Below are 20,055 nucleotides of genomic sequence, written 5' to 3' on the forward strand. Positions count from 1 at the left end.
TGTTTTACAAACTTAAAAGCAAGTGCGCCACTTTTGCAACGCACTTGCTTGTTTTAGCTATGCGAACTGGGTCTCTTATTCAAGACCAACAGTCCATCCCGCAGTCCAGTCGTTATCAGCGTCTTTTACAGCGCCGATAAAGTCTACTGGAGAGAAGAAGCTGTCTAACGTCGATACGTCCGTCGCTACAGTTGCATCTACTGTGTAGATACCGTTGAGTACTGTCGCAGTGTTATCAAGTAGGCTGTTACCTGTTTGTGCGGTAAACCAGTCTTCTTGGCTGAAGTCACCAGAATCTTTGATGTTTTCCGCACATGCTAGTACCGATGTCTCAAAAGTAAGTTGTGGGTCGTTAGTACCGTCCATATTAGCAAGAAGTGTTGTATCACCATCGCTTAGGTCAGCTTCGAAACATTCACCCATACCCGCTGGACCAGTAACTACAAAGTTATACAACTGAGCGTTAGTTTGGTCACGAAGTAAAACACCTTCTGAATCAGAGTCAGCAGTATCGAACTCGTTACCAATAATAGTCATGTTAGCAACCATTGGGTTAGAGAACGCAAGGCCGTCACCGCCGTCGCCGTCACCTTCAATAGCGCGGTTAGCATCAGAGTTGTCTTCTGCGTGCTTAACTAAAACAAATTGTAGTTTGCCCTTGTAACCGTTATCCCAGTCGACAGAGTCATCTTGGATACCTGTTAGCGTAAGATACTTAACGTTTACTGCACCACCGAAGAACTCAACACCGTCATCTGCGTTTTTGTGAACTTGTACATACTCAACAGTAGTACCAGAACCCACACCGCCAAACGTAATACCGTTTAGTTCGTTATCTGGTGCAATTTCAAAACCACCGTGCATTACGCGAACGTAGCGAAGTGTACCCGAGCTATCTGTATTGTCAGTTCCGCCAAACACTGCACCTTCTTGTGCACCTTCAACTTGAAGTGAACAATCCGTACCGTCTTGAGGACACTTAGTAGATTCGCCGTTACCTAGAACGATCATGCCGCCCCATTGACCAGCTTCACCCGCTTCAAGGCCGCCAACAACGTGGTCGCGTGATGTGAAAGTGATTGGGTTTTCTGCAGTACCGTTTGCATTGATTTCTGAATCACGGCTAATTACTAGGTAGTCATTACCAGAAGCACCGTAAACGGTAACGCCTGGTTCAACAGTAAGGGTTGCGCTGTTTTCTTTGTCGCCACCTACGAATACTGCACCTGAAAGCGCGTAGAAGTTACCTTCTGTAAGCGTTAGGTCAGACGTGATAGTGCCAGACACTTCACATGTAGTAGTTGAACCGTCTACTGGCGTAATTGACGTTGTACCTGAAGGGCAACCAGAAGCAGATTGTGCTAGTTCGATGTTACCGCCACCAAAACCAAACGCCCAACCTTGACGCCAATCTGTTTCGCCAACAGCACCAACGAATGTATTCGCTTCAAAGAAAGTATCAAGCAATGTAGATGCGTCGCCACCAGCAGTAAGAAGCGCGCTTTGTGCTGTAAGTGTGCCATCTGGGTTCAGACCAAGGTTTGCACGATCTTCAAAAGCGATTAGCTGGTTGCCATCTTGGCCAGTGAACCAAGTTTCTAGGTCAACTGCACCCTCTGGCGTGTTGAACGGCTCCGAACATGCAATAGCTGAGTAAGTCATAGTTAGGTCACCGTCAGAAAGGTTAGCTTGAACCGTTTCGTCTGTGTCCATCTCTAGACACTCACCCATACCTTCTGGGCCAGTGATAAGGAAGTTAATTAGGTTAGCGCCAGTTTGGTCGCGAAGAAGCAGACCTTCAGAGTCAGCGTCAGCTGTGTCGAAAGTGTTACCGATAACTGTCATGTTAGCGATCATTGGCTTAGAGAATTCTAGACCGTCACCACCGTCGCCGTCACCTTCAATACCGCGGTTGGCATCAGAGTTGTCAGCGGCATGCTGAACATAAACATACTGAAGCTTACCTTTATAACCGTTGTCCCAGTCTACTGAGTCATCTTGGTTGGCAGTCAAAACTAAGTGTTTCGCGTTTACCGCGCCACCGAAGAATTCTACACCGTCATCAGCGTTGCTATGTACTTGTACATAGTCAACCTCTGTACCTGAACCAACACCACCAAAAGTAATACCGTTTAGTTCGTTGTCTGGTGCGATTTCGAAACCAGCGTACTTAACAACAACATATTTAAGGATACCAGAGTTGTCTGTATCGTCAGTACCACCGAATACCGCACCCTCTTCTGCGCCTTCTACTTGAAGCGCACAGTCAGAACCATCTTGAGGACACTTAGTTGAGGTACCATTACCAAGAATAACGACACCACCCCATTGGCCTGCGCCAACTTCATCACCAACAACGTCGTTGAATGAAGTCATGATGATTGGAGCAGACGCTGTACCTTCTGCCTCAATTTTCGAATCACGGCTAACTACAAGATAGTCTGCACCAGTTCGACCAAAGATTATTGTACCTTCTTCTATAGCAAGCGTTACACTGTTTGCTTTGTCGTTACCAACGAAAACTGGACCTTCTAGCGCCCACACCTTATCGTTCGTTAAGGTAATAACGCCCTGGTCGTCAGCATCGTCAGCAGTCAAACGACCAGAAAGAACACGAACTTCAACCGTTTGGCCAAATGCATCAGAAACTTCACCACTTAGGAAAGAGCTTACTTCACCAGGTGCAGTATCGGTAGAACCATTGTCACCACCGTTATCACCACCGTCAGTGCCACCATTGTTGTTTGTTGTGTTGTTAGTAACACTGTTATCAATATCACCTTCGCTGATATTGATATCGCCGCCACAGCCAGCAAGCACGAGTGCAGTTGCAATCGCTGAAGCTTTGAAAAGTTGCTTAAGTTCCATGTGTATCTCCAAGTACGGTATTTTTATGGATTTAGAAAACGCGGAAACTTTACCTAAGGTAAATGACACATTTGTTACATTACGGCGCTGTAACAAAAGTTTCATATAAAAAATGTAATTTTGGACTAGAAGAGTATAATTTTTTTGCTAACAGACGTTCTACAGAATTGATTTGATGATTGTTTTTTCATTTCCTGTATAAATCACATTCAAAAACAGAAAATAGAAGCACGCTCTGACTCGACCAAAAATTCATTTTGGCCTAGAAATAAATACTGAAAAAACTAAGCTAAGCCCGTTAAATATTGCACAAATATGACAGTTAGAATTCGGTGTATTCAAATGTAGAATTACTTTTCCAGCATCACAGAGCTACTCAAGCAATCGACGCTGCCTTACTAGCACGTCGTCTCGAATAGGAAAGTAACCATCTCTCACAACCTGTCGCTGTCCTTCCCGCGAAAGAATATAACGAAGAAATTCTCGCTCCAATGTCGGTAGTGACTCACCCGGTTTTTTATTGATAACGAGGTAAAGAAAACGCGCAAACGGGTAAGTCTCATTTCTTACACTGTCTATGGAAAGTGGAATAAGCGTATCTAACGAGTCTCCTAATGGCAATGCGCGCACGCCTGCTGTTTTATAGCCATAGGCGGCATAGCCAATAGCGCCTGTTCCGCTGGCCACCGATAGCACCACTGATGCAGAACCTGGTTGTTCGTTAACGGTATTCTTAAAGTCGCCATCACATAGCGCCATTATCTTAAAGAGCCCGTAAGTACCTGAAACCGAATTACGACCATATAGGCGAATGGGTGAACGGTATTCTATGTCATTCACGCCAAGTTGAGACCATCGCTCTATCTTATCATTACCACCACAATAACGGGTCTCAGAGAATACTGCATCCACCTGTTCTAGCGTCATTCCGGTCAGCGGGTTACGTCTATCAACGAAAATAGCGATAGCATCCATGGCCACTTTTAATACTGTAGGTGGGTAACCGTGTACACGGGTGAAATCACGAATTTCGCTGGGCTTTAACTCGCGGCTCATAGGACCGATAGTCGCAGTACCCTCAATAAGCGCTGGAGGTGCGGTTGACGAGCCAGAGGCTTGAATTTGAAAGCCAACTTGCGGATAGAGTGTTTTAAATTCTTGCGACCAAAAGGTCATTAAGTTAGCGAGGGTGTCAGAACCCACAGAGGATATTTTCCCTGCAACCCCAGGAACGCGTTCATACTGGGGCACATCATACGCTTGCTGCGCGGCGTTTTGATTCTCTAGTGCAGCGTTGTAATTAGCAAGAGCATGTGAATGAATAAATAAAGGCAACAAAACAAAAATTGTAGCGAACCAATGGCGGCCGTGTGTGTTTTTTCTTGTTTTGTCCGACATCAAATCTCCTGCCCTGCTACACATTTTCAGCAATTAATTCACTGTCTAGTACAAAAGAAAACTTGCTGCCTTCACCAAGGGTACTAGCAATATCCAATCGCGAATTATGATGACTAAGTACATGTTTTACAATGGACAGACCTAATCCCGAACCACCTGTCTTACGAGAGCGGGCCTTATCCACGCGATAAAATCGCTCGGTAAGCCTATTTAAATGGTTCTGCTCTATACCATCACCATTGTCGATGACAGAAAAGTGCACGCCGTCAGGCTTGCGTTGCCAGTACACATTAATTTCGCCACCCGGCGGTGTATAGTGCACAGCATTGAAGACTAAATTTGAACACGCACTGCGAAGCTCCGTTTCAACGCCGAACACATAAAGCTCTGGGTCAATGTGAAAGTGGATTGTATGCTGCTTTTCCTTGTTCAAAGCTTGTGCTTCTCGTTCAATTTGTGACAAGACAGCAGGAATATTGACTACGTTTTCGTAAATACGCTCTGAGCTTGCCTCAATGCGCGATAGAACCAATAAGTCTTCAATAAGATTTTGCATGCGGTGAGTTTGCGATGTCATCTCTTTCATTGCTTTGTGCATGAACGGGTCTGAATCTTCGTCCACCGGCAAAATTTCCAGATAACCATTGATTACCGTTAAGGGTGTTCTAAGTTCGTGAGATACATTGGCCACGAAATCCTTCCGCATTTCTTCTAGTTGAGAAACGCGGGTAATGTCCCTGGCAATTAACAGAAGATGCTCGTCGCCATAAGGCATTATACGGTATTCAAACGTTTTATTCGGATTGGTTGGCGAAGGGACTTCTATTGGATATTTATAATTACCCGCATGGAAATACTGGATAAACTCAGGGTGTCGCAGCAAATTATCGATTCGCCGGCCAGAATCTTGAGGCCACTTCAGCCCAAGATCTAATCGTGCAAGACGATTACACCAGATAATACAGGCTTTAGAGTCTACGACTACGGCAGCATCAGGCAGAGCCTCAGAACCTTCACGAAAGCGCTTTACAAGTTCACCGAGCTCTTTGCGCTTGTTTCTATTACGGCGCTGCAGGTAGTAAATACCCTCATAAATGTGCTCCCAAACACCGCGTACAGTGGGAGGCGACATCTTACGGCTGTGCCATAGCCAGCGATTAAGCTTATACAGATGCCAGTAATTAAACAGCAAAAGTAGCGTGGCACCTACTGCAATAGCCACTAACATGTCATCCAAGTACCACCCCACCAATGCAAAGACCAAAAGGAAAAGCACTAGGCGTAAAGAACTTCTCAACCAAGAGAATGGGTAGTACATGAATTAACTCGTTTTATTGTAAGACGTAAATACAAGGGAATGGTGCACAGCACGCCATCCCCTCAAGCTTAAAGCTTAGTGGAAAAACGGTAACCCGCTCCTCTCACTGTTTGGATCATAGCATCATGACCGTGACGAGAGATAGCTTTGCGAAGACGTCTAATATGCACGTCTACCGTTCTGTCTTCTACATACACGTTTGTACCCCATACATTATCAAGTAATAGCTCACGGCTATATACGCGTTCTGGGTGTGTCATAAAGAAGTGCAGCAATTTAAATTCTGTAGGCCCCATGTCTAACGGCTCATCATTTGCCATAACGCGGTGGGATACTGGCTCAAGTTTAAGGCCGTTAAATTCAATAGGTTCTTCACTTGAAGTCGGTGTAACACGACGCATTACTGCTTTAATACGCGCAACCAACTCTTTCGGTGAGAAAGGCTTAGTGACATAATCATCAGCACCAGCGTCTAGACCGCGGATTTTATCTTCCTCTTCTCCACGGGCGGTTAGCATAATAACAGGGATATCCCTTGTGAACTCGTGCTGTTTAAGGCTCTTCGCCAACTGCACACCACTTCCTCCTGGAAGCATCCAATCCAATAGAATGAGATCCGGATAAGGCTCACAAATTTTTTCCTGCGCGATGTCGAAATCTTCAGCTTCAATAATATTAAAGCCAGACTGCTCAAGCACAAACTTAAGCATTTCACGGATAGGCGCTTCGTCCTCAACCACCAACACTGTACGAGACATCGATATTTTCCTGGTCATGTTAAAACGCCGTTATTATTAATGCGGTCTGTGACAGTTTTATTAAAACGATTACATAATTGTGTCAAGTTGAAGACGTAAATTTGTCAACACTGCAGTGGCACTACAAAAATACGAGACTGAACAAACTAGACTATTGTTTAACCAAAAGTTTATATTCAGAATCTTGTTTATTAAACCGTTTACGCATATTCTTGGGAGTGTATTGAGTAATCGATTTGGAACAGGGGTGTGTTTATCGATGGCTGCCGTAAAAACAGGGTTGTCTAGGAAACTCTTAGCGAGAGTACTGTCGGTGTATTTTTCATTGACACTGATTGTGACCGTCGGGCAGATCTTTACTGAATACCTTAGTACCAAAAACCATGTTGAGGGTGAGCTACAAACCCTCAAAAATACCTTTTCATCCAGTCTGACCCGAGCACTTTGGGAACTTAATAACGATCAAGTACGTGCCATCGCGGAAGGTTTGATGTCTTTACCTATTGTCGAAGGGTTACAAGTGCGTGGCGAGAATGGTAATTATATTGCGGAATATGGTATTCGCGCGCAGCGCTCCCCTAATCCTGTTGATAGAGAAATGATAGAAGATCACTCAGGTGGGGTCTTCAGCTACAGCTTCCCTTTGGTGTTCAAATTTTCAGGCCGTGAATCTACGGTTGGTGATGTAACCCTCTATTCAAGTTTCGATACGATATTTAGTCGTATTGAAGTGGGTGTGTTTTTCTTAATTGGCAACGCGTTAGTTAAAACAACTTTCCTAGTATTTTTATTTATGACCGCATTTAGAACCATGCTGTCAGAACCCTTGCAAAACATCACCGAACAAATGGGCAACTTCGACCCTCAACATCCAGAGGAGAGTAAGCTCAGCATTAAATTGGACGATGATAATGAATTACTCCAACTTAAAGAGTCTTACAATCAGGTTATTGATGACTTAATTGTATCCAACAAACGGCTTCGTGATGCACAAGATGAGTTGACCCTGGCCAACAAGAAATTAGATGACCAAAACCTTATTCTTGAGCAGGAAGTAGCGAAAAAAACAGCATCACTTTCACAAATCATGTTGGATTTGGAACAACAGAAAGATGAGTTGATCGCCCACCAGCGCGAGTTACGTCAAGAGAACGAAAACCGCCAGTATATTGAAGCTGAACTGCGAAAACGCAACGAAGAGCTTGCCAGTTCGATGGAAACACTGCATCAAGCGCAAGAGCAGCTAGTAGAGTCAGAACGCATGGCATCGCTTGGCGGTTTGGTTGCTGGCATTGCGCATGATGTCAATACACCACTGGGCGTTAGTGTCACTGCGGCGAGTTTTTTACAAGAGCGTTTAACCAACTTAAAAACAGATTTCGAAGATAAAAGTCTTACCAGTAAAAACATGACAAGCTTTATTGATGAAGCAGAGCAAACAGCGTTTTTGCTTTTGAATAACCTTGAAAGAGCGTCTGACTTAATTGCAAGCTTTAAACGGGTTGCTGTGGATCAAACCAGCGAGTCGGTTCGTGAATTCGTACTCGGTGATTACATTCAAGAAATCATTCAATCGCTTCAACCTAGCTTTAAACACACAGAGCATACCATTACCGTTAATTGCCCAGAAAACCTCGTGGTGAATTGCGCACCGGGCGCCATAGCTCAAATCGTCACTAACATGGTAGTGAACTCTATTACGCACGGCTTTGAAGATAAAGACGCTGGCACTATTAAGCTTGAAGTCACAGAGCAAGACGGTTATGTGGTTATCGACTACTGTGACGATGGACGAGGATTGTCTCAAGAAGAACTTGATAAACTGTTCGATGCTTTCTACACCACCAAACGTGGTGAAGGTGGGAGTGGCTTAGGTACGCATATTATGTACAACTTGGTTACCCAGTCACTCAACGGTCAAATTGAGGCTCACAGCACAAAAGCACAAGGCCTTCGCTACATCATCCGCTTTCCGTTAGGCGCGAGCACTGAGAACGCCTAGCACACCCTAACACTCACTGTAATTCCAATTGCACCAAGGGGCGTACATTGCTACGCTTGCGCCCCCTTTTTATAAGAGACAGCTTACACTATGTGGTTTAAAAACGTTAAAGCCTATCAGATTACTCAACCACTATCGTTAGATGACAGTGACCTAGAGCGCGCATTAAGTGAAAATGCTTTTCGTCCGTGCGGTAGTCAAGATCTTGCCACTATGGGATTTGCCTCACCGTTCTCACAGGCGGGAAAAAACGGCACTATGTTTCACGTAGTCCAGCAGCGTTACTGGATAACGCTAAAGAAACAAGAGAAAATCTTGCCCAGTGCCGTGGTTAACGCTGAACTTGAAGAAATGGTGGCCAAAATTGAAATGGAAACCGGATCACCTGTTGGCAAAAAAGCAAAAGCGGACTTAAAACAAGAAATACAGACACGTTTGCTGCCCCAAGCCTTTACAAAGAATAGCTATACACATGGCTACATTTCACTTGCCGATAATCTCGTAGTTGTTGACGCATCTTCAGACGGAAAAGCAGAAGCCTTTTTAGCAATGGTGAGAAAGGCGATAGGCTCTCTACCCGTAGTGCCTTTTACCCGTAGAAGCCTTCAAAGTGAATTAACGCACTGGGTAACAGAAAGCACACCTGAAGGGGTAAGTCTTTTAGAAGAAGCTGAATTTAAGTCTACTGATGATACTGGAAGCGTGATCCGCTGCAAAAATCAGCCGCTAGACAGCGAAGAGATCACCATTCACTTAGATGCTGGCAAACTCGTTCAAAAAGTCGCCTTTGAATATGCAGAGTCTTTAACTGCTATTATTTGTGAAGATGGGGCTATCAAACGCGTCAAGTTCACCGACCGCATTAAAGAAGAAACCGCAGATGTGCCAAAAGATCAGGTTGAGGCGCGCTTAGACGCTGAGTTCGCGTTAATGTCTGCAGAAATTACAACACTGCTTAACTTTTTGCGTGACGCGTTAAACCTTAACGATTCAAGCTTGTAAGTGTTCTACGAAGGGTAGTGAATAACCGCAATAAAGTGAGTTTCTCCTACCTCATCTCGATAACCGTGGGGTTGGTCGGCGTGCAATAAGCACTGCATACCTTCCTCATAGGTTTTCCAGCAACCATCCTGCAATATACTTAAACGACCTTTAGTAACATGAATATGTTCAGTTACACCGACTTGGTGGGGCGGTGAATGTTGCTCGTGACAACCTGAAAGTCGTAGCTCAAACATTTCAAATCCCGTTGTCGCGTTGTAACCAAACAAGGTTTTCACTTGCATGTTTGGGTCGTTAACAAACCTATCTTCATCGGTGCCATTTGTTGTCGTTGCTTCACTATTTTCGCTAGCCAGAAACGACGAAAATGAGGTGGCTAAGCCCGCGGAGATTTTCCATAGTGTCGCTATCGTTGGACTTGATTCTCCTCGCTCGATTTGACCAAGCATTGCTTTTGACACTCCCGTGAGTGTGGCCGCTTTGTCTAGAGACAGGCCCCGCGCCTTTCTTAAGTCTCGTAAACGCGTAGCAATACGATGAGAAAGTGGGCTTGTAGTATTTCTCGACATACCCCTATTAAGTCCTATTCTTTTTTACTTGTGCGTTATAGCGCACAAATGCTATTTTATTATTTGTACGTTATAGCGCACACATTATTTTTTGTCGAGAGATGATGATCTAGCAAATAGGACAGTATTTTTATGGGCCAGTGGAAGTTTAGTCATGTTAGTGCAGGGTTAACTGCGGTAACCGTTGGCTATAGCAGTGCAATCGTTATCGTTATTGATTTGGCGAGACGTGCTGGGGCAACTGAAGACATGGTCGTCAGTTGGTTACTGGCACTTGGATTGGGTATGGGTTTGACGTGCATTGTTTTTTCTTGGCTTACTAAGATGCCTGTAGTAACAGCATGGTCGACACCCGGTGCGGCTTTTTTGTTAACCACGGTTGAGGCTTACAGCTTATCTGAAGTGATAGGCGCTTTTGTACTGTGTGCCCTCTTCTCACTTATTACCGCGCAAAGCCGCGCGTTGTTGGCGCAAATAAGTCGCATACCTTCAGCAATATCATCGGCCCTGCTTAGCGGCATTTTGCTGCCTATTTGCTTGGCCATCTTTAGCGATGTAAATAACTCGCCAGTATTAGTAGCGCTTTATCTTGCGGTTTATCTAATAGGAAGCCGCTGGTTTGCGCAGTACCTTATGCTGGTGCTACTTCTTATGTCTGTCGGCCTCAGTTTTTACCTACAACCACAGACCTCACTATCTTTTTCGATGCCAACACCGGTGTGGGTCACTCCTGAATTTAGTCTCTCATCAGCGGCTGGACTTGCGTTTCCTCTTTTTCTGGTGACCACACTGTCGCAAAACTTACCGGGCATTGCTATTCATCATGCCCATGATTACAAGCCTGATCACAAGCCAATATTATCTGGTATCGCCATTACTCAAGGCCTTCTTGCCCCATTTGGTGGCTTCACATTTAATCTAGCCGCAATTACCGTAGCCTTATGTATGGGCGAGCACGCTGACAGTAACAAGGACCAACGCTACAAGGCAGCCATCGCAGCGGGTGTGGCATACTTATTCATGGGACTTATTGCGTCGATTGTCGTAACGCTTTTTGTCAGCATGCCAACTACTATTATTCATTTGCTTGCTGGGCTTGCGCTTCTTGCTACATTGCAAGGTGCGCTTTCACGTAGTATGGAGGTGACAGAACATCGCGCGCCAGCAATGCTAACATTATTATGTACTGCGTCTGGATTCAGCTTATTTTCTATGACATCCGCTGTGTGGGGGCTGCTTCTTGGCTTACTGTTACTCTTCCTACAAAAAAGCCGATGCTAAGACATCGGCTTTTTGCTAATCAAGAAAACGACCTTGTTATAGGAAAATTTGTTTCGCTGCGCTTGATAGCTCTTCAAATTCGTCAGAGTGAAGTTCACCCATATCTTCCACTACACCACGCTGAATTGCCAGATTTAGCACCGCGTCTTTTTGGCTGTCAATCGCGCCTGACAATGCAGCGCCTACGCGTACAAAATCAATATAGCTAAGAGATTCTGGAATGTAGCTTAAATCTTTCCAATTTTTCGCAACATTAACGAAGGTATCACCAAAGCTCCACTCTTGCATGATACTAGCACCAATGCGACCTGCTAACTTGTCTATCGCCACTTCTAAAAATGACGGGTTCGCAAATACTTCTGGATGACGTTCAGCTTCAGTGAGAATAGGCAACACACCAATGTTGTGTACCAATGCTGCCAATGTCATTGTGTCCATGCTCATTTCACGCTTTTTTGTGCGCGCGATATAGAGCTGAAGTACAGCCATTGAGTTCGCAACAATATTCACTGTACTTGCCCACTCTTTTTGCAAGTACTTAGCAACAACGTCATTTTTTGAAACGAAAAGTTGCTCCATTGCCAATGCCGTAGAAATATTCTTAATTTGTCGCAAACCAATTCGAGTTACAGCCTGACTAATTGACGTTACTTTAACACTACGTCCCATGTAAGCACTGTTGGCAATTTTGATCATACGTGCCGTTAACGAAGGGTCTTGACCAATAACGTCGCCCATCGCATTTAAGTTAATATCAGGATCATCTGCTGCTTTTCTAACTTTAAGCGCGATAGCAGGAAGTGTAGGAAGGACGAGTGTGTCGTTATTTATTTTTTCAACCAAAATCGTCGAAAGCGCGTTCTGTGTAGACATATTTTCTACCCTTAGAAAGTTCCTTGTAGCCCGAAACAGGCAACGTGTTGCTAAATCATCTACCAATCCAAAAACAACGAAATAACATCAACTTGTTTTCGGACATCACTATGTATGCGGTCAGCCTTATTCGCGTGTATTTATTCAACAATACGAATTGCACAGGCCATTTTTTGTTTTAGTATTTCTATCACCATACTATAGTAGCGATAGAGTTTCGACCAACTAAATTGCAAACAAAACAGCATATTTTTCAAGCAGAATGAGCAAAGTTGACGGTTGGTGCTGCTAGCCTACAAGACTTTTATTACGATTTGTTGATTCTCTGCTTATGCAACCGCTTGTTACTTTAGTACGAGTATAGCTAACACATGGCAAATCACTATTGATATCGCGCAAATTTTTTTCATACTTTTGTATGAAATCAAACGCATAGCATGTCAGTATGAATGTATTAGTTGGGAAGCCCCCGAATAAACAACAACCGTTAAGAGTTAATATGAAAATTACAAAACTAACGACTATTACCCCTATCGCAGCGGCGGTAGCTGGACTATTTTTGCTTGGTGCCTGCAGCAAAAGCACAGAGACCACACAAACTGAAAGTACACAAACGCCGGTTGTAACTGAGCAAGCATTGCTTGTAGATACGGCTCGCTTATCGATATATCACCCGGTTGATTTAACCAGTGACCTTTCACACCTTAGTGAAAATCAAAAACAGATGCTGTCGCTGCTTATCGACGCATCTCAAATTATGGATGATCTGTTCTGGCAACAAGCGTTTTTCGAAGATAAAGCGACTTTTCTAAACGCAATTAAAGATGACGCAGTACGTCATTTTGCCACAATCAACTATGGCCCATGGGACCGTCTAAATGGCGATACGCCATTCATCAGCGGATATGATGATAAAGCAATGGGCGCTGAGTTCTATCCCCAAGACATGGATAAGGCAGAGTTTGGCACCGCGAGCTTTAACGATAAAGCAGGTCTTTATTCTATGGTTAAACGCGACGAGGCTGGAAAGCTTTACGCAGAACCCTATTCAAAAGCGTTTAAAAGCGAGTTAATGAAAGCGTCAGATCTGTTAAAGCAAGCATCAGCACTGGCTGAAGATGAGAGCTTTAAGCAGTATCTTCAATTGCGAGCAGAAGCCCTACTAACTGATGACTACCTTGCGTCAGATATGGCTTGGATGGATATGAAAACTAACCCAGTAGAGTTGGTTATCGGACCTATTGAGACTTACGAAGACCAACTGTTTGGCTACCGCGCGGCATTTGAAGCCTACGTACTTGTAAAAGATCTGGCTTGGAGTGAAAAACTTGCCAAATACGCGGCTTTTTTACCTGAACTACAACAAGGGCTACCTGTTGCACAAGCCTACAAGGCTGAAATGCCAGGTTCTGATGCAGACCTTAACGCTTATGATGTCATTTATTACGCGGGTCACTCAAATGCTGGCAGCAAAACCATTGCGATTAATTTGCCTAACGATGAGCGCGTGCAACTCGAAAAAGGCACTCGCCGTCTACAGTTAAAAAATGCGATGCAGGCGAAGTTTGATAACATCCTTGTGCCTATCGCTAATACACTGATTGTGCCAGAGCAGCGCGACCACATCACCTTTGATGCGTTCTTTGCCAATACTATGTTTCAAAATGTTGTTTAAATATAACTGTTATTTATTATATGTTGACAAAAGCAACTAAAGCCTCATAATAAAATGGTGTCGCCATTATGTGTTGTAGGGTATGCCAAGAAAAAATCCACTCGCTTCAAAAAACGCACAGGAAAAAATATCTAACCCGCTGACTGTTTCTTGTGGATCACCTATTCGTCATCAGGACTCACTGGACGGATTACCTGTTGTAGAGCCATCAAGCTCTAACACTGAATTTAGCTTCTTGAATAACAAAGGAAAGACAGAGACGGTTTGCCTAGACTTTGTGACAAAAATGGAACCTAACAGCATTCCAGTAAAAAACAAAAGAGGTAAAACATATCTAACTTGGTTCTATGAACTTTATCAAAAATCGCCTAATGACGCCCTAACGTTAACTAGAATATACATCCACCTGAGAAAAAATGAAGGTTCTCCCGATCACAAGAGGCGTGCATTCCAATGGTTAGCCCAGTATTTGATAAACTCTGGCAAACGTCTTACATCCGTAGAATATAAATCTCTTGAGTCTATTTATGAGGCTAACTGTGAGATTGAAAGGACAACTTTAAAAACCACATTCAATATATTGATTAACGTTCTGTGCTTGGTTCCCAATCTGAAAGACAAAGTGAAGGTATCTATTAGGCATTACGAACCCCCCAACGCTCTACAAAGTAAAAATAGATTAAAAACCGCAGAGGAGCGGATTAAGAAAAGTAGGATTAATAATGACTACTCAGAGTATGTCATGTTTCAAATATACGCTTACACCAATGCTTGCTTGATGGAAATAAAAGAAGCAAATACTAGGTTAGAGGTCTTACTAGATTCCGGCAAACAAAAACGCTTGTTTACCCCAGAAGGGTTACGACTTTTTAGAAAGCTTATTAACAGTGGAGATATTACCCAGTATGAGGAAGCTCTTGATATGGAGCTAATCGCATATCGCCACTGCACTAATGCATTGAAGCAAGTACTTGACTCTCAAATGAATGAAGAGCATGTCGGAAAAATCTTAGAACATATTGAAAATTTCGAATTCGACAAAGGGTTCAATCTTCTCCCAGTACAACTAAGGAGAAGTTCAGATGTTAAGTACCTTTTTGAGGACATATTGAAGAATGGGGTTGCTGATAATAAAAAGTCACTACGCCCATTCTTGCGAGCCTTTGCCAAGGTTAATTATCTAGATATACAAAGCATTCTTACATCAAGAATTCATCAGCATGATAAATGGAGATGTTACAGGGAATACCTTTCAAGCTCATACGTTACTTATGAGTTGTTCTATGGACCAAGAAAGGAGAAAGAATTCATCTTTGCTGCCCACGCAGATCCCTTTCATCATGTTCTATTGGGAGAAAGTGATAAATTTGATTTCTTAGTAATTATACTGCTCCTTTGCGAATCTGGACGCAATCTAGAAGTTGCGACAAACCTACCCTATGCCGTTAACAATATCGACAGTCAAACTCCAATAATTGATGTTAGTGCCCCTTTTGCTTCTGAACCATCTTGCTGGTTGACTAGTTTTAAAACAAGAGGTCATGTAACAGGTAAGGGAGCGCAAGAAGAAGATATTGTAGTACCTTATGCATCTGCATTATTCCAGTACCTATCGCTGTTAGACAATATTAGAAGTTCATTATTGACCAACAGAGAGTTTTTTTTCTCTATCAGCAAAACAAAAATGAATAGCTATTTACGTGATTTTGCAACGTTTGCAGGTATTAAAGATAAAAATGGAGAAAAGTTAAAACGGTTGCAGACTCGAAGGTTTAGAAAAGTCTGGTCTGGAGAGGTGCTTCTTCAATATCTAGAGGGTGTAGACACTAAAGATGATCTGATTAAGGCTGTTGCAGAGGATTTAAGAAACTCGATACCGTTGACGTATCTCCTCCAATCAAGCCGCACTGAATCCATGCTTGCAAGCGCCATTATTGGTTTACAAATGCGGTTTCTTAGTGAGCATCAGAAACTTGCTGCACAACTGAAACTTGACGGTGAAATTCCTGATGAACGCAATAGAGAAAAAAGATTTTTATGTGATTGCTTAGATCCCAGCAAACCAGACTATAAACCTAACTTAGAAGTTGCATATTGCCGACAGTATGATTCATGTTTGGGCTGCTCCAGAGCGGCTGTGTTTGATGAGCACATACCGAATATTATTTATCGATGCTTTCAGTATGAGCAGCTACTTAGAGAGAGCCGAGACCTGTATATGGCTCACTATGAAACAAAGCATGAAATAGCAATAGAGGCTCTTGAGCGGTATAAATCAAAGGCAGAAAACGGTCAACAAAAACATGCCGATGCCTTTAAAATTGCGCTTTCAGATTGGGAAGATGAACGAGTCCAGCGCCTTCCTCCGCTGATACACCCAAGAATCAATAATCTAAATGTAATACAAACAACGAGAGTAAGATGATGTCCGCCTCACTCGCACACAAGCAAGTTCAATTCAGTGATTTCTATGATTCTATATCACCAGAAGAAAAGTATGATTTAGGGAAGAAGCAGTGGGAAGCAATGAGGAAAATAGAAGCTGAATTCAATAGTAAGCCTATGACACAATTTGGAAATGTGACCTTCTCTGCTGACAAGTGGCCAATTTCAAGTAGAAGAGGCCCATTTACAGGCTTCAATTGGTTTAATATACACAGAAACGATACATCATATTACCCTCTCGTGTTGATGTTGAAGCTCTGCTTATACCATAGAGTTGAGGTTCAAAAGTACTCTGCCACTTCGTATGAGAGGGTTGTTGGCTTTGCAAGAACTTTTCTACCCTATCTAAAAAACACACGGGTATTATTCGGCAGAGAAAACTCGCCGATAGTCCCTGCCGAATTCGTAGATACAGAAACCATTGAAAAATGGTGCAAAGATCTTGTTGTTAATGGTGCTAAAGACGCTGATGTCTGGAGATATTGGCAAAGCTTGATCCTAAATGGTTCGAAAACACTTCCTCCAGAACTATCATTCCTGATGTTCGACTTTAAAGTACCTTGGGCAGGAGTTGCGTCTTCTGGCGAACCGTTAACCGCAGAACAGAGATACTTAAACAAGTTATTAGGGAATGATGCCACAAGAACATCTGTCAATTCTTACAAGCCATTTTCCGCGAAATCAATTGCACTCTTAATAGACAACGCAATACCCATTTTCACCAATCATGCAGACTCATTTATTGAGATATTTGAAACTTTTGCAATGTATTTTCCAGTTGGAAAAAGTGGCAAAGAGGCATTAAAAAGCAGTGACTTCTGTGTAAAGAGTTACAAGCAAAAAATGCAGGAAGTAATAGAGAAACACCAGAACGTCCTGAATCTATTTCCTGATTCTTCAATCCCTTCAGATGTAGTAATAAATGACAATAATACTACTAACCTCGGAATTCTATGGGTTTCTGATCTTCACAGGTTATGCGTTGCAGCATCAGTTTGGATTATATTACTCACTACAGGACTGAGGAATGTTGATATTCGAAAATCGTTACTAAGAGATTGCGTTGTTCCAGATCCTGAAGAGGATCTTCTCAGCTATCTAGTTACTGACCTAATAAAAGTAAGTATTATCGATCATCCAATACCAATTCCACCACTAACAATTCAGGCTATTGAGTTTCTGAACAAAATTAATCTTGCACCTGTGCACTCCCCTTGTCTGGTAACAAGAATTTTAGGTATTAAACAAGTGAAGAGTTGGGATTTCTCAACAGGTTGGCAACTAAGTTGCGCATTAAGGGATTTTGCAAAAGCATATGACATTGATCTTCTCGATGACTTAGAAGAAGAAGATAACCAAGAGGGTGTAGCTCACAGGGCGCGTGTAACACTAGCAAACTGGATTGGTACAAACTCCCCGCTGGCGGTATTAATCGTAAAAAGATTGTTTGGGCATACGAACGAGATTATGCCCGACCATTATTTAAGGCATAACAAGGCAGTCATAGATGAAAGGGAGAAAATCCAACGTCAAACCTATGAAGATCTTAGCGATGAAGTAAGTGAGGCTATAGTCGATGGCAAGTTCTCAGGAGGATTGAAGCGGAAGATAGTTGAAGATTTACAAGAAGTTAAAGAGAACTTGCGTTGCAAAAACAGTTCTTTGGTTGGTGATGAGCTTCGAAAAACACTCAAAGAACATATTAAAAATATTCTTATCAAGCGCTTATCAAACGGTGAATCTCTCGGTCTGCAAACCCCTCTTGGGTTTGTGTGTATGCGAAACCCACAATCAACCAAACCTGCGCCATGTTCAGCCAAGTCGCAGACCCAAAAACTCAAGGATTCAGAGATAGGAAAACGTTTTATGCGTGCGCTACAAGCTTCAACATTGCCGGATCTAGGGAATTGTCAGGGGCCAGAGTGTCAGCACTCGTTACTCTTAGACAACCCAGTAACTCAAATGCTGTTAGAAACGTTTCACTATTACGCGAATTACCTTAGAGGCGTGGGGACATTTCGAGTAAATCACTTAGACACTGAGGCTCAAAACTTTATAAATCTTTACTACCCTCCTTTGAAAGATGTCTATCCAGAGATCGAAAAAATCGTCATTGATGGGGACATTCAATAATGAGAAATTCTCTGCACAAGACTCATGCCGAAAGAATCGCAGCTATTGAAAAGGTTTTTTTGGAACAATCTGCAAAAGCCATATCCCAAAACAAAATCCGGGGTGTTGCCACAATGCAAGTCATTTGTGACTTAGCACAGGTGGATAAAACACATTTATATGGACATACGCCATGCTCAGAAGATGAAGCAAAAGGATATGCATCTTTATTGGGTCGAATCCAAAAGTTTAACGAAGACTTTGTTAAGAGGAAAAATGAAACCGTCAGGCAGGGACTGACGACTGAAGATCAGTTGAAAGAAGCAAGAGAGGAAAATCACACGCTAGCGGCAGAAATAACAAAACTTGAAGCGAACTACGAGCTGTTGTTACAACGCAATAATACCTTACTAGCAAAGAACACCCAGCTTCAAGCATTAGCCAATTCTGATCTTACACACGAGGAAAAAATCAAACCTTTATTAGATGTCACAATCAATATTATTTGCCCAGATGACCATCTAGAGCGTGACGGGCGCTATAGATTTAATAATGAAAAGAAGCGAAATGAAGCTTGGGCTAACGCAAAAAAAGAATTCATAAAGCTGATGAAGCGAAATTTGCCACAGAGGGTATATTTGCTCGTTGGACCACCTTGCTCAGGAAAATCATCATGGGCAAAGAGTAAAAATATCAATCCTGACCGCCATGCGGTTATCGTCGATACGACAAACCTGACCGCAGGTGAGAGAGCAAGCTGGGCGATACTGACTGCCAAAGCCAATGACGTAAAAATTTGCGTGGTTCGTTTTGTTGTTGATGAGATGACTTTGAGATCCCGCAATATGAAGCGTCACCACAAAATGCTTGATGAAGATGTTCTTGAAGAAAAGATAAAAAGGCTAGAAGAAGTCGATCCAGAAGTGGAAGTCGTTGATGAAATGTTGTTCGTGAGGTCTGATGATGAATGATATACCTGAGCTGATTAGAAAGTATGATAATGAGGGATTAGGAAAGCAAGAGCTTGGCAAATTGCGACGGCTATTACTTGAAGATCTGCTTAATAATATTGTCAACGACCTAGACAATATCAAGCAATGGCTCGACAAAAAAGAAACCAAGTTCGACACGTCCAAACTTGCCAGTGCAATAGGTTATGACACAAAACCACACAACATCAGACAATCATTCAAAGGGTTGGTTAAACAATACGAGGGAAACTTACCAGAGGGAGTATTAAAAGGCTCAGCAAAAACCAACACTGAAATTCGTGATGAGAACATAGCTGAATTTGCTGCTTTTTTAACAGAACGGTTAGGAGAACCTGACTATGAGTGGCCAAAAAATCTAAAAGGGTTTCTTTATAGAAAGGGAATATGGGCATATTTCCTTGATGTTTCACCTGATGAAGTAAAGTCACTTCCTTCATTTTTTAACAATGATTCCTCCATCGAAGATCTGCTCTCAAGTATTGATATTAAAATAGCAAAAGGAGAGGTAAAGACACTCAATTATGAACGAGAATCAGCATTGGATGAGATGTCTGAAACAATGGGAAGTTACGCCTTATCTAGCCTGCGCCAGAAACTCAAAGCCAAAACTGAAGAAGTCATCATGCTTAGAGAGGAGTTGGAATCGACAAAACTTGAGCTAGAGCAATTCAAGCAAAAAGAACGCGCAAGGCTGTCTCCGGGCAAGAATGCATTCAAGCTTGGAGGCATTCATTAATGCTAACAAGCAATCAAATCATCGGG

13 protein-coding genes and 1 pseudogene are annotated in these 20,055 nt (G+C 42.8%); 8 read left to right on the plus strand and 6 right to left on the minus strand.

What is annotated here, in order from left to right; genetic code table 11:
- Positions 1 to 75: 75 nt before the first annotated feature.
- From LHL20_RS15565 to phoB, 4 genes are all read right to left on the minus strand, one after another.
- Positions 76 to 2,868 carry a hypothetical protein gene (locus tag LHL20_RS15565; protein WP_226433951.1) on the minus strand — a complete coding sequence of 931 codons (2,793 nt, stop codon included), beginning with the start codon at positions 2,866 to 2,868 and terminating at the stop codon, positions 76 to 78.
- Between the two features lie 372 nt (positions 2,869 to 3,240).
- Positions 3,241 to 4,266: a PstS family phosphate ABC transporter substrate-binding protein gene (locus LHL20_RS15570; protein ID WP_226433952.1), complete on the minus strand. Its 1,026-nt coding sequence runs from the start codon at positions 4,264 to 4,266 to the stop codon at positions 3,241 to 3,243.
- A gap of 16 nt (positions 4,267 to 4,282) precedes the next feature.
- Positions 4,283 to 5,584 (minus strand): phosphate regulon sensor histidine kinase PhoR, encoded by a 1,302-nt coding sequence (phoR, locus tag LHL20_RS15575; RefSeq protein ID WP_226433953.1) that lies wholly within the window; start codon positions 5,582 to 5,584, stop codon positions 4,283 to 4,285.
- A 68-nt stretch (positions 5,585 to 5,652) separates the two neighbouring features.
- Positions 5,653 to 6,342, minus strand: coding sequence for a phosphate regulon transcriptional regulator PhoB (gene phoB, locus LHL20_RS15580; protein WP_014997327.1), 690 nt, complete (start codon positions 6,340 to 6,342; stop codon positions 5,653 to 5,655).
- A gap of 259 nt (positions 6,343 to 6,601) precedes the next feature.
- Between phoB and LHL20_RS15585 the strand changes: the two genes are divergently transcribed.
- Together LHL20_RS15585 and rdgC are read left to right on the plus strand one after the other, a co-directional pair.
- Complete coding sequence (locus tag LHL20_RS15585; RefSeq protein WP_202265882.1) at positions 6,602 to 8,344, plus strand: sensor histidine kinase; 1,743 nt, start codon at positions 6,602 to 6,604, stop codon at positions 8,342 to 8,344.
- Between the two features lie 90 nt (positions 8,345 to 8,434).
- Positions 8,435 to 9,346, plus strand: a complete 912-nt coding sequence (rdgC, locus tag LHL20_RS15590; protein WP_226433954.1) for a recombination-associated protein RdgC — start codon at positions 8,435 to 8,437, stop codon at positions 9,344 to 9,346.
- A gap of 5 nt (positions 9,347 to 9,351) precedes the next feature.
- Here the strand turns inward: rdgC and LHL20_RS15595 are convergent, their stop codons facing one another.
- A complete protein-coding gene (locus LHL20_RS15595; protein ID WP_202263562.1) occupies positions 9,352 to 9,915 on the minus strand; it encodes a helix-turn-helix domain-containing protein in 564 nt (187 codons plus the stop codon).
- A 132-nt stretch (positions 9,916 to 10,047) separates the two neighbouring features.
- Between LHL20_RS15595 and LHL20_RS15600 the strand changes: the two genes are divergently transcribed.
- Entirely contained in the window at positions 10,048 to 11,196 is a 1,149-nt protein-coding gene (locus LHL20_RS15600; RefSeq protein ID WP_226433955.1) for a benzoate/H(+) symporter BenE family transporter, read from the plus strand.
- Between the two features lie 36 nt (positions 11,197 to 11,232).
- Here the strand turns inward: LHL20_RS15600 and LHL20_RS15605 are convergent, their stop codons facing one another.
- Positions 11,233 to 12,069: an HDOD domain-containing protein gene (locus tag LHL20_RS15605; RefSeq protein WP_202263550.1), complete on the minus strand. Its 837-nt coding sequence runs from the start codon at positions 12,067 to 12,069 to the stop codon at positions 11,233 to 11,235.
- Between the two features lie 499 nt (positions 12,070 to 12,568).
- On the opposite strand from LHL20_RS15605, the pseudogene LHL20_RS15610 reads away from it, so the two are divergent.
- The 5 genes and pseudogenes from LHL20_RS15610 to LHL20_RS15630 all read left to right on the plus strand — a co-directional run.
- Positions 12,569 to 13,738: pseudogene (locus LHL20_RS15610) on the plus strand (dipeptidyl-peptidase 3 family protein); the annotation flags it as partial.
- Positions 13,739 to 13,826: 88 nt separating this feature from the next.
- On the plus strand, positions 13,827 to 16,169 hold the full coding sequence (locus tag LHL20_RS15615; RefSeq protein ID WP_226433956.1) for a hypothetical protein: 2,343 nt from the start codon (positions 13,827 to 13,829) through the stop codon (positions 16,167 to 16,169).
- A complete protein-coding gene (locus LHL20_RS15620) occupies positions 16,166 to 18,322 on the plus strand; it encodes a hypothetical protein (RefSeq protein WP_226433957.1) in 2,157 nt (718 codons plus the stop codon). The genes LHL20_RS15615 and LHL20_RS15620 overlap by 4 nt, the downstream gene beginning before the upstream one ends.
- Positions 18,322 to 19,272: an AAA family ATPase gene (locus LHL20_RS15625; RefSeq protein WP_226433958.1), complete on the plus strand. Its 951-nt coding sequence runs from the start codon at positions 18,322 to 18,324 to the stop codon at positions 19,270 to 19,272. The genes LHL20_RS15620 and LHL20_RS15625 overlap by 1 nt, the downstream gene beginning before the upstream one ends.
- Entirely contained in the window at positions 19,262 to 20,029 is a 768-nt protein-coding gene (locus LHL20_RS15630; RefSeq protein WP_226433959.1) for a hypothetical protein, read from the plus strand. Before LHL20_RS15625 ends, LHL20_RS15630 begins: the two co-directional genes overlap by 11 nt.
- The last annotated feature ends 26 nt before the right edge of the window (positions 20,030 to 20,055 follow it).

The organism is Alteromonas sp. McT4-15, assembly GCF_020515205.1.
Taxonomy (GTDB): domain Bacteria; phylum Pseudomonadota; class Gammaproteobacteria; order Enterobacterales; family Alteromonadaceae; genus Alteromonas.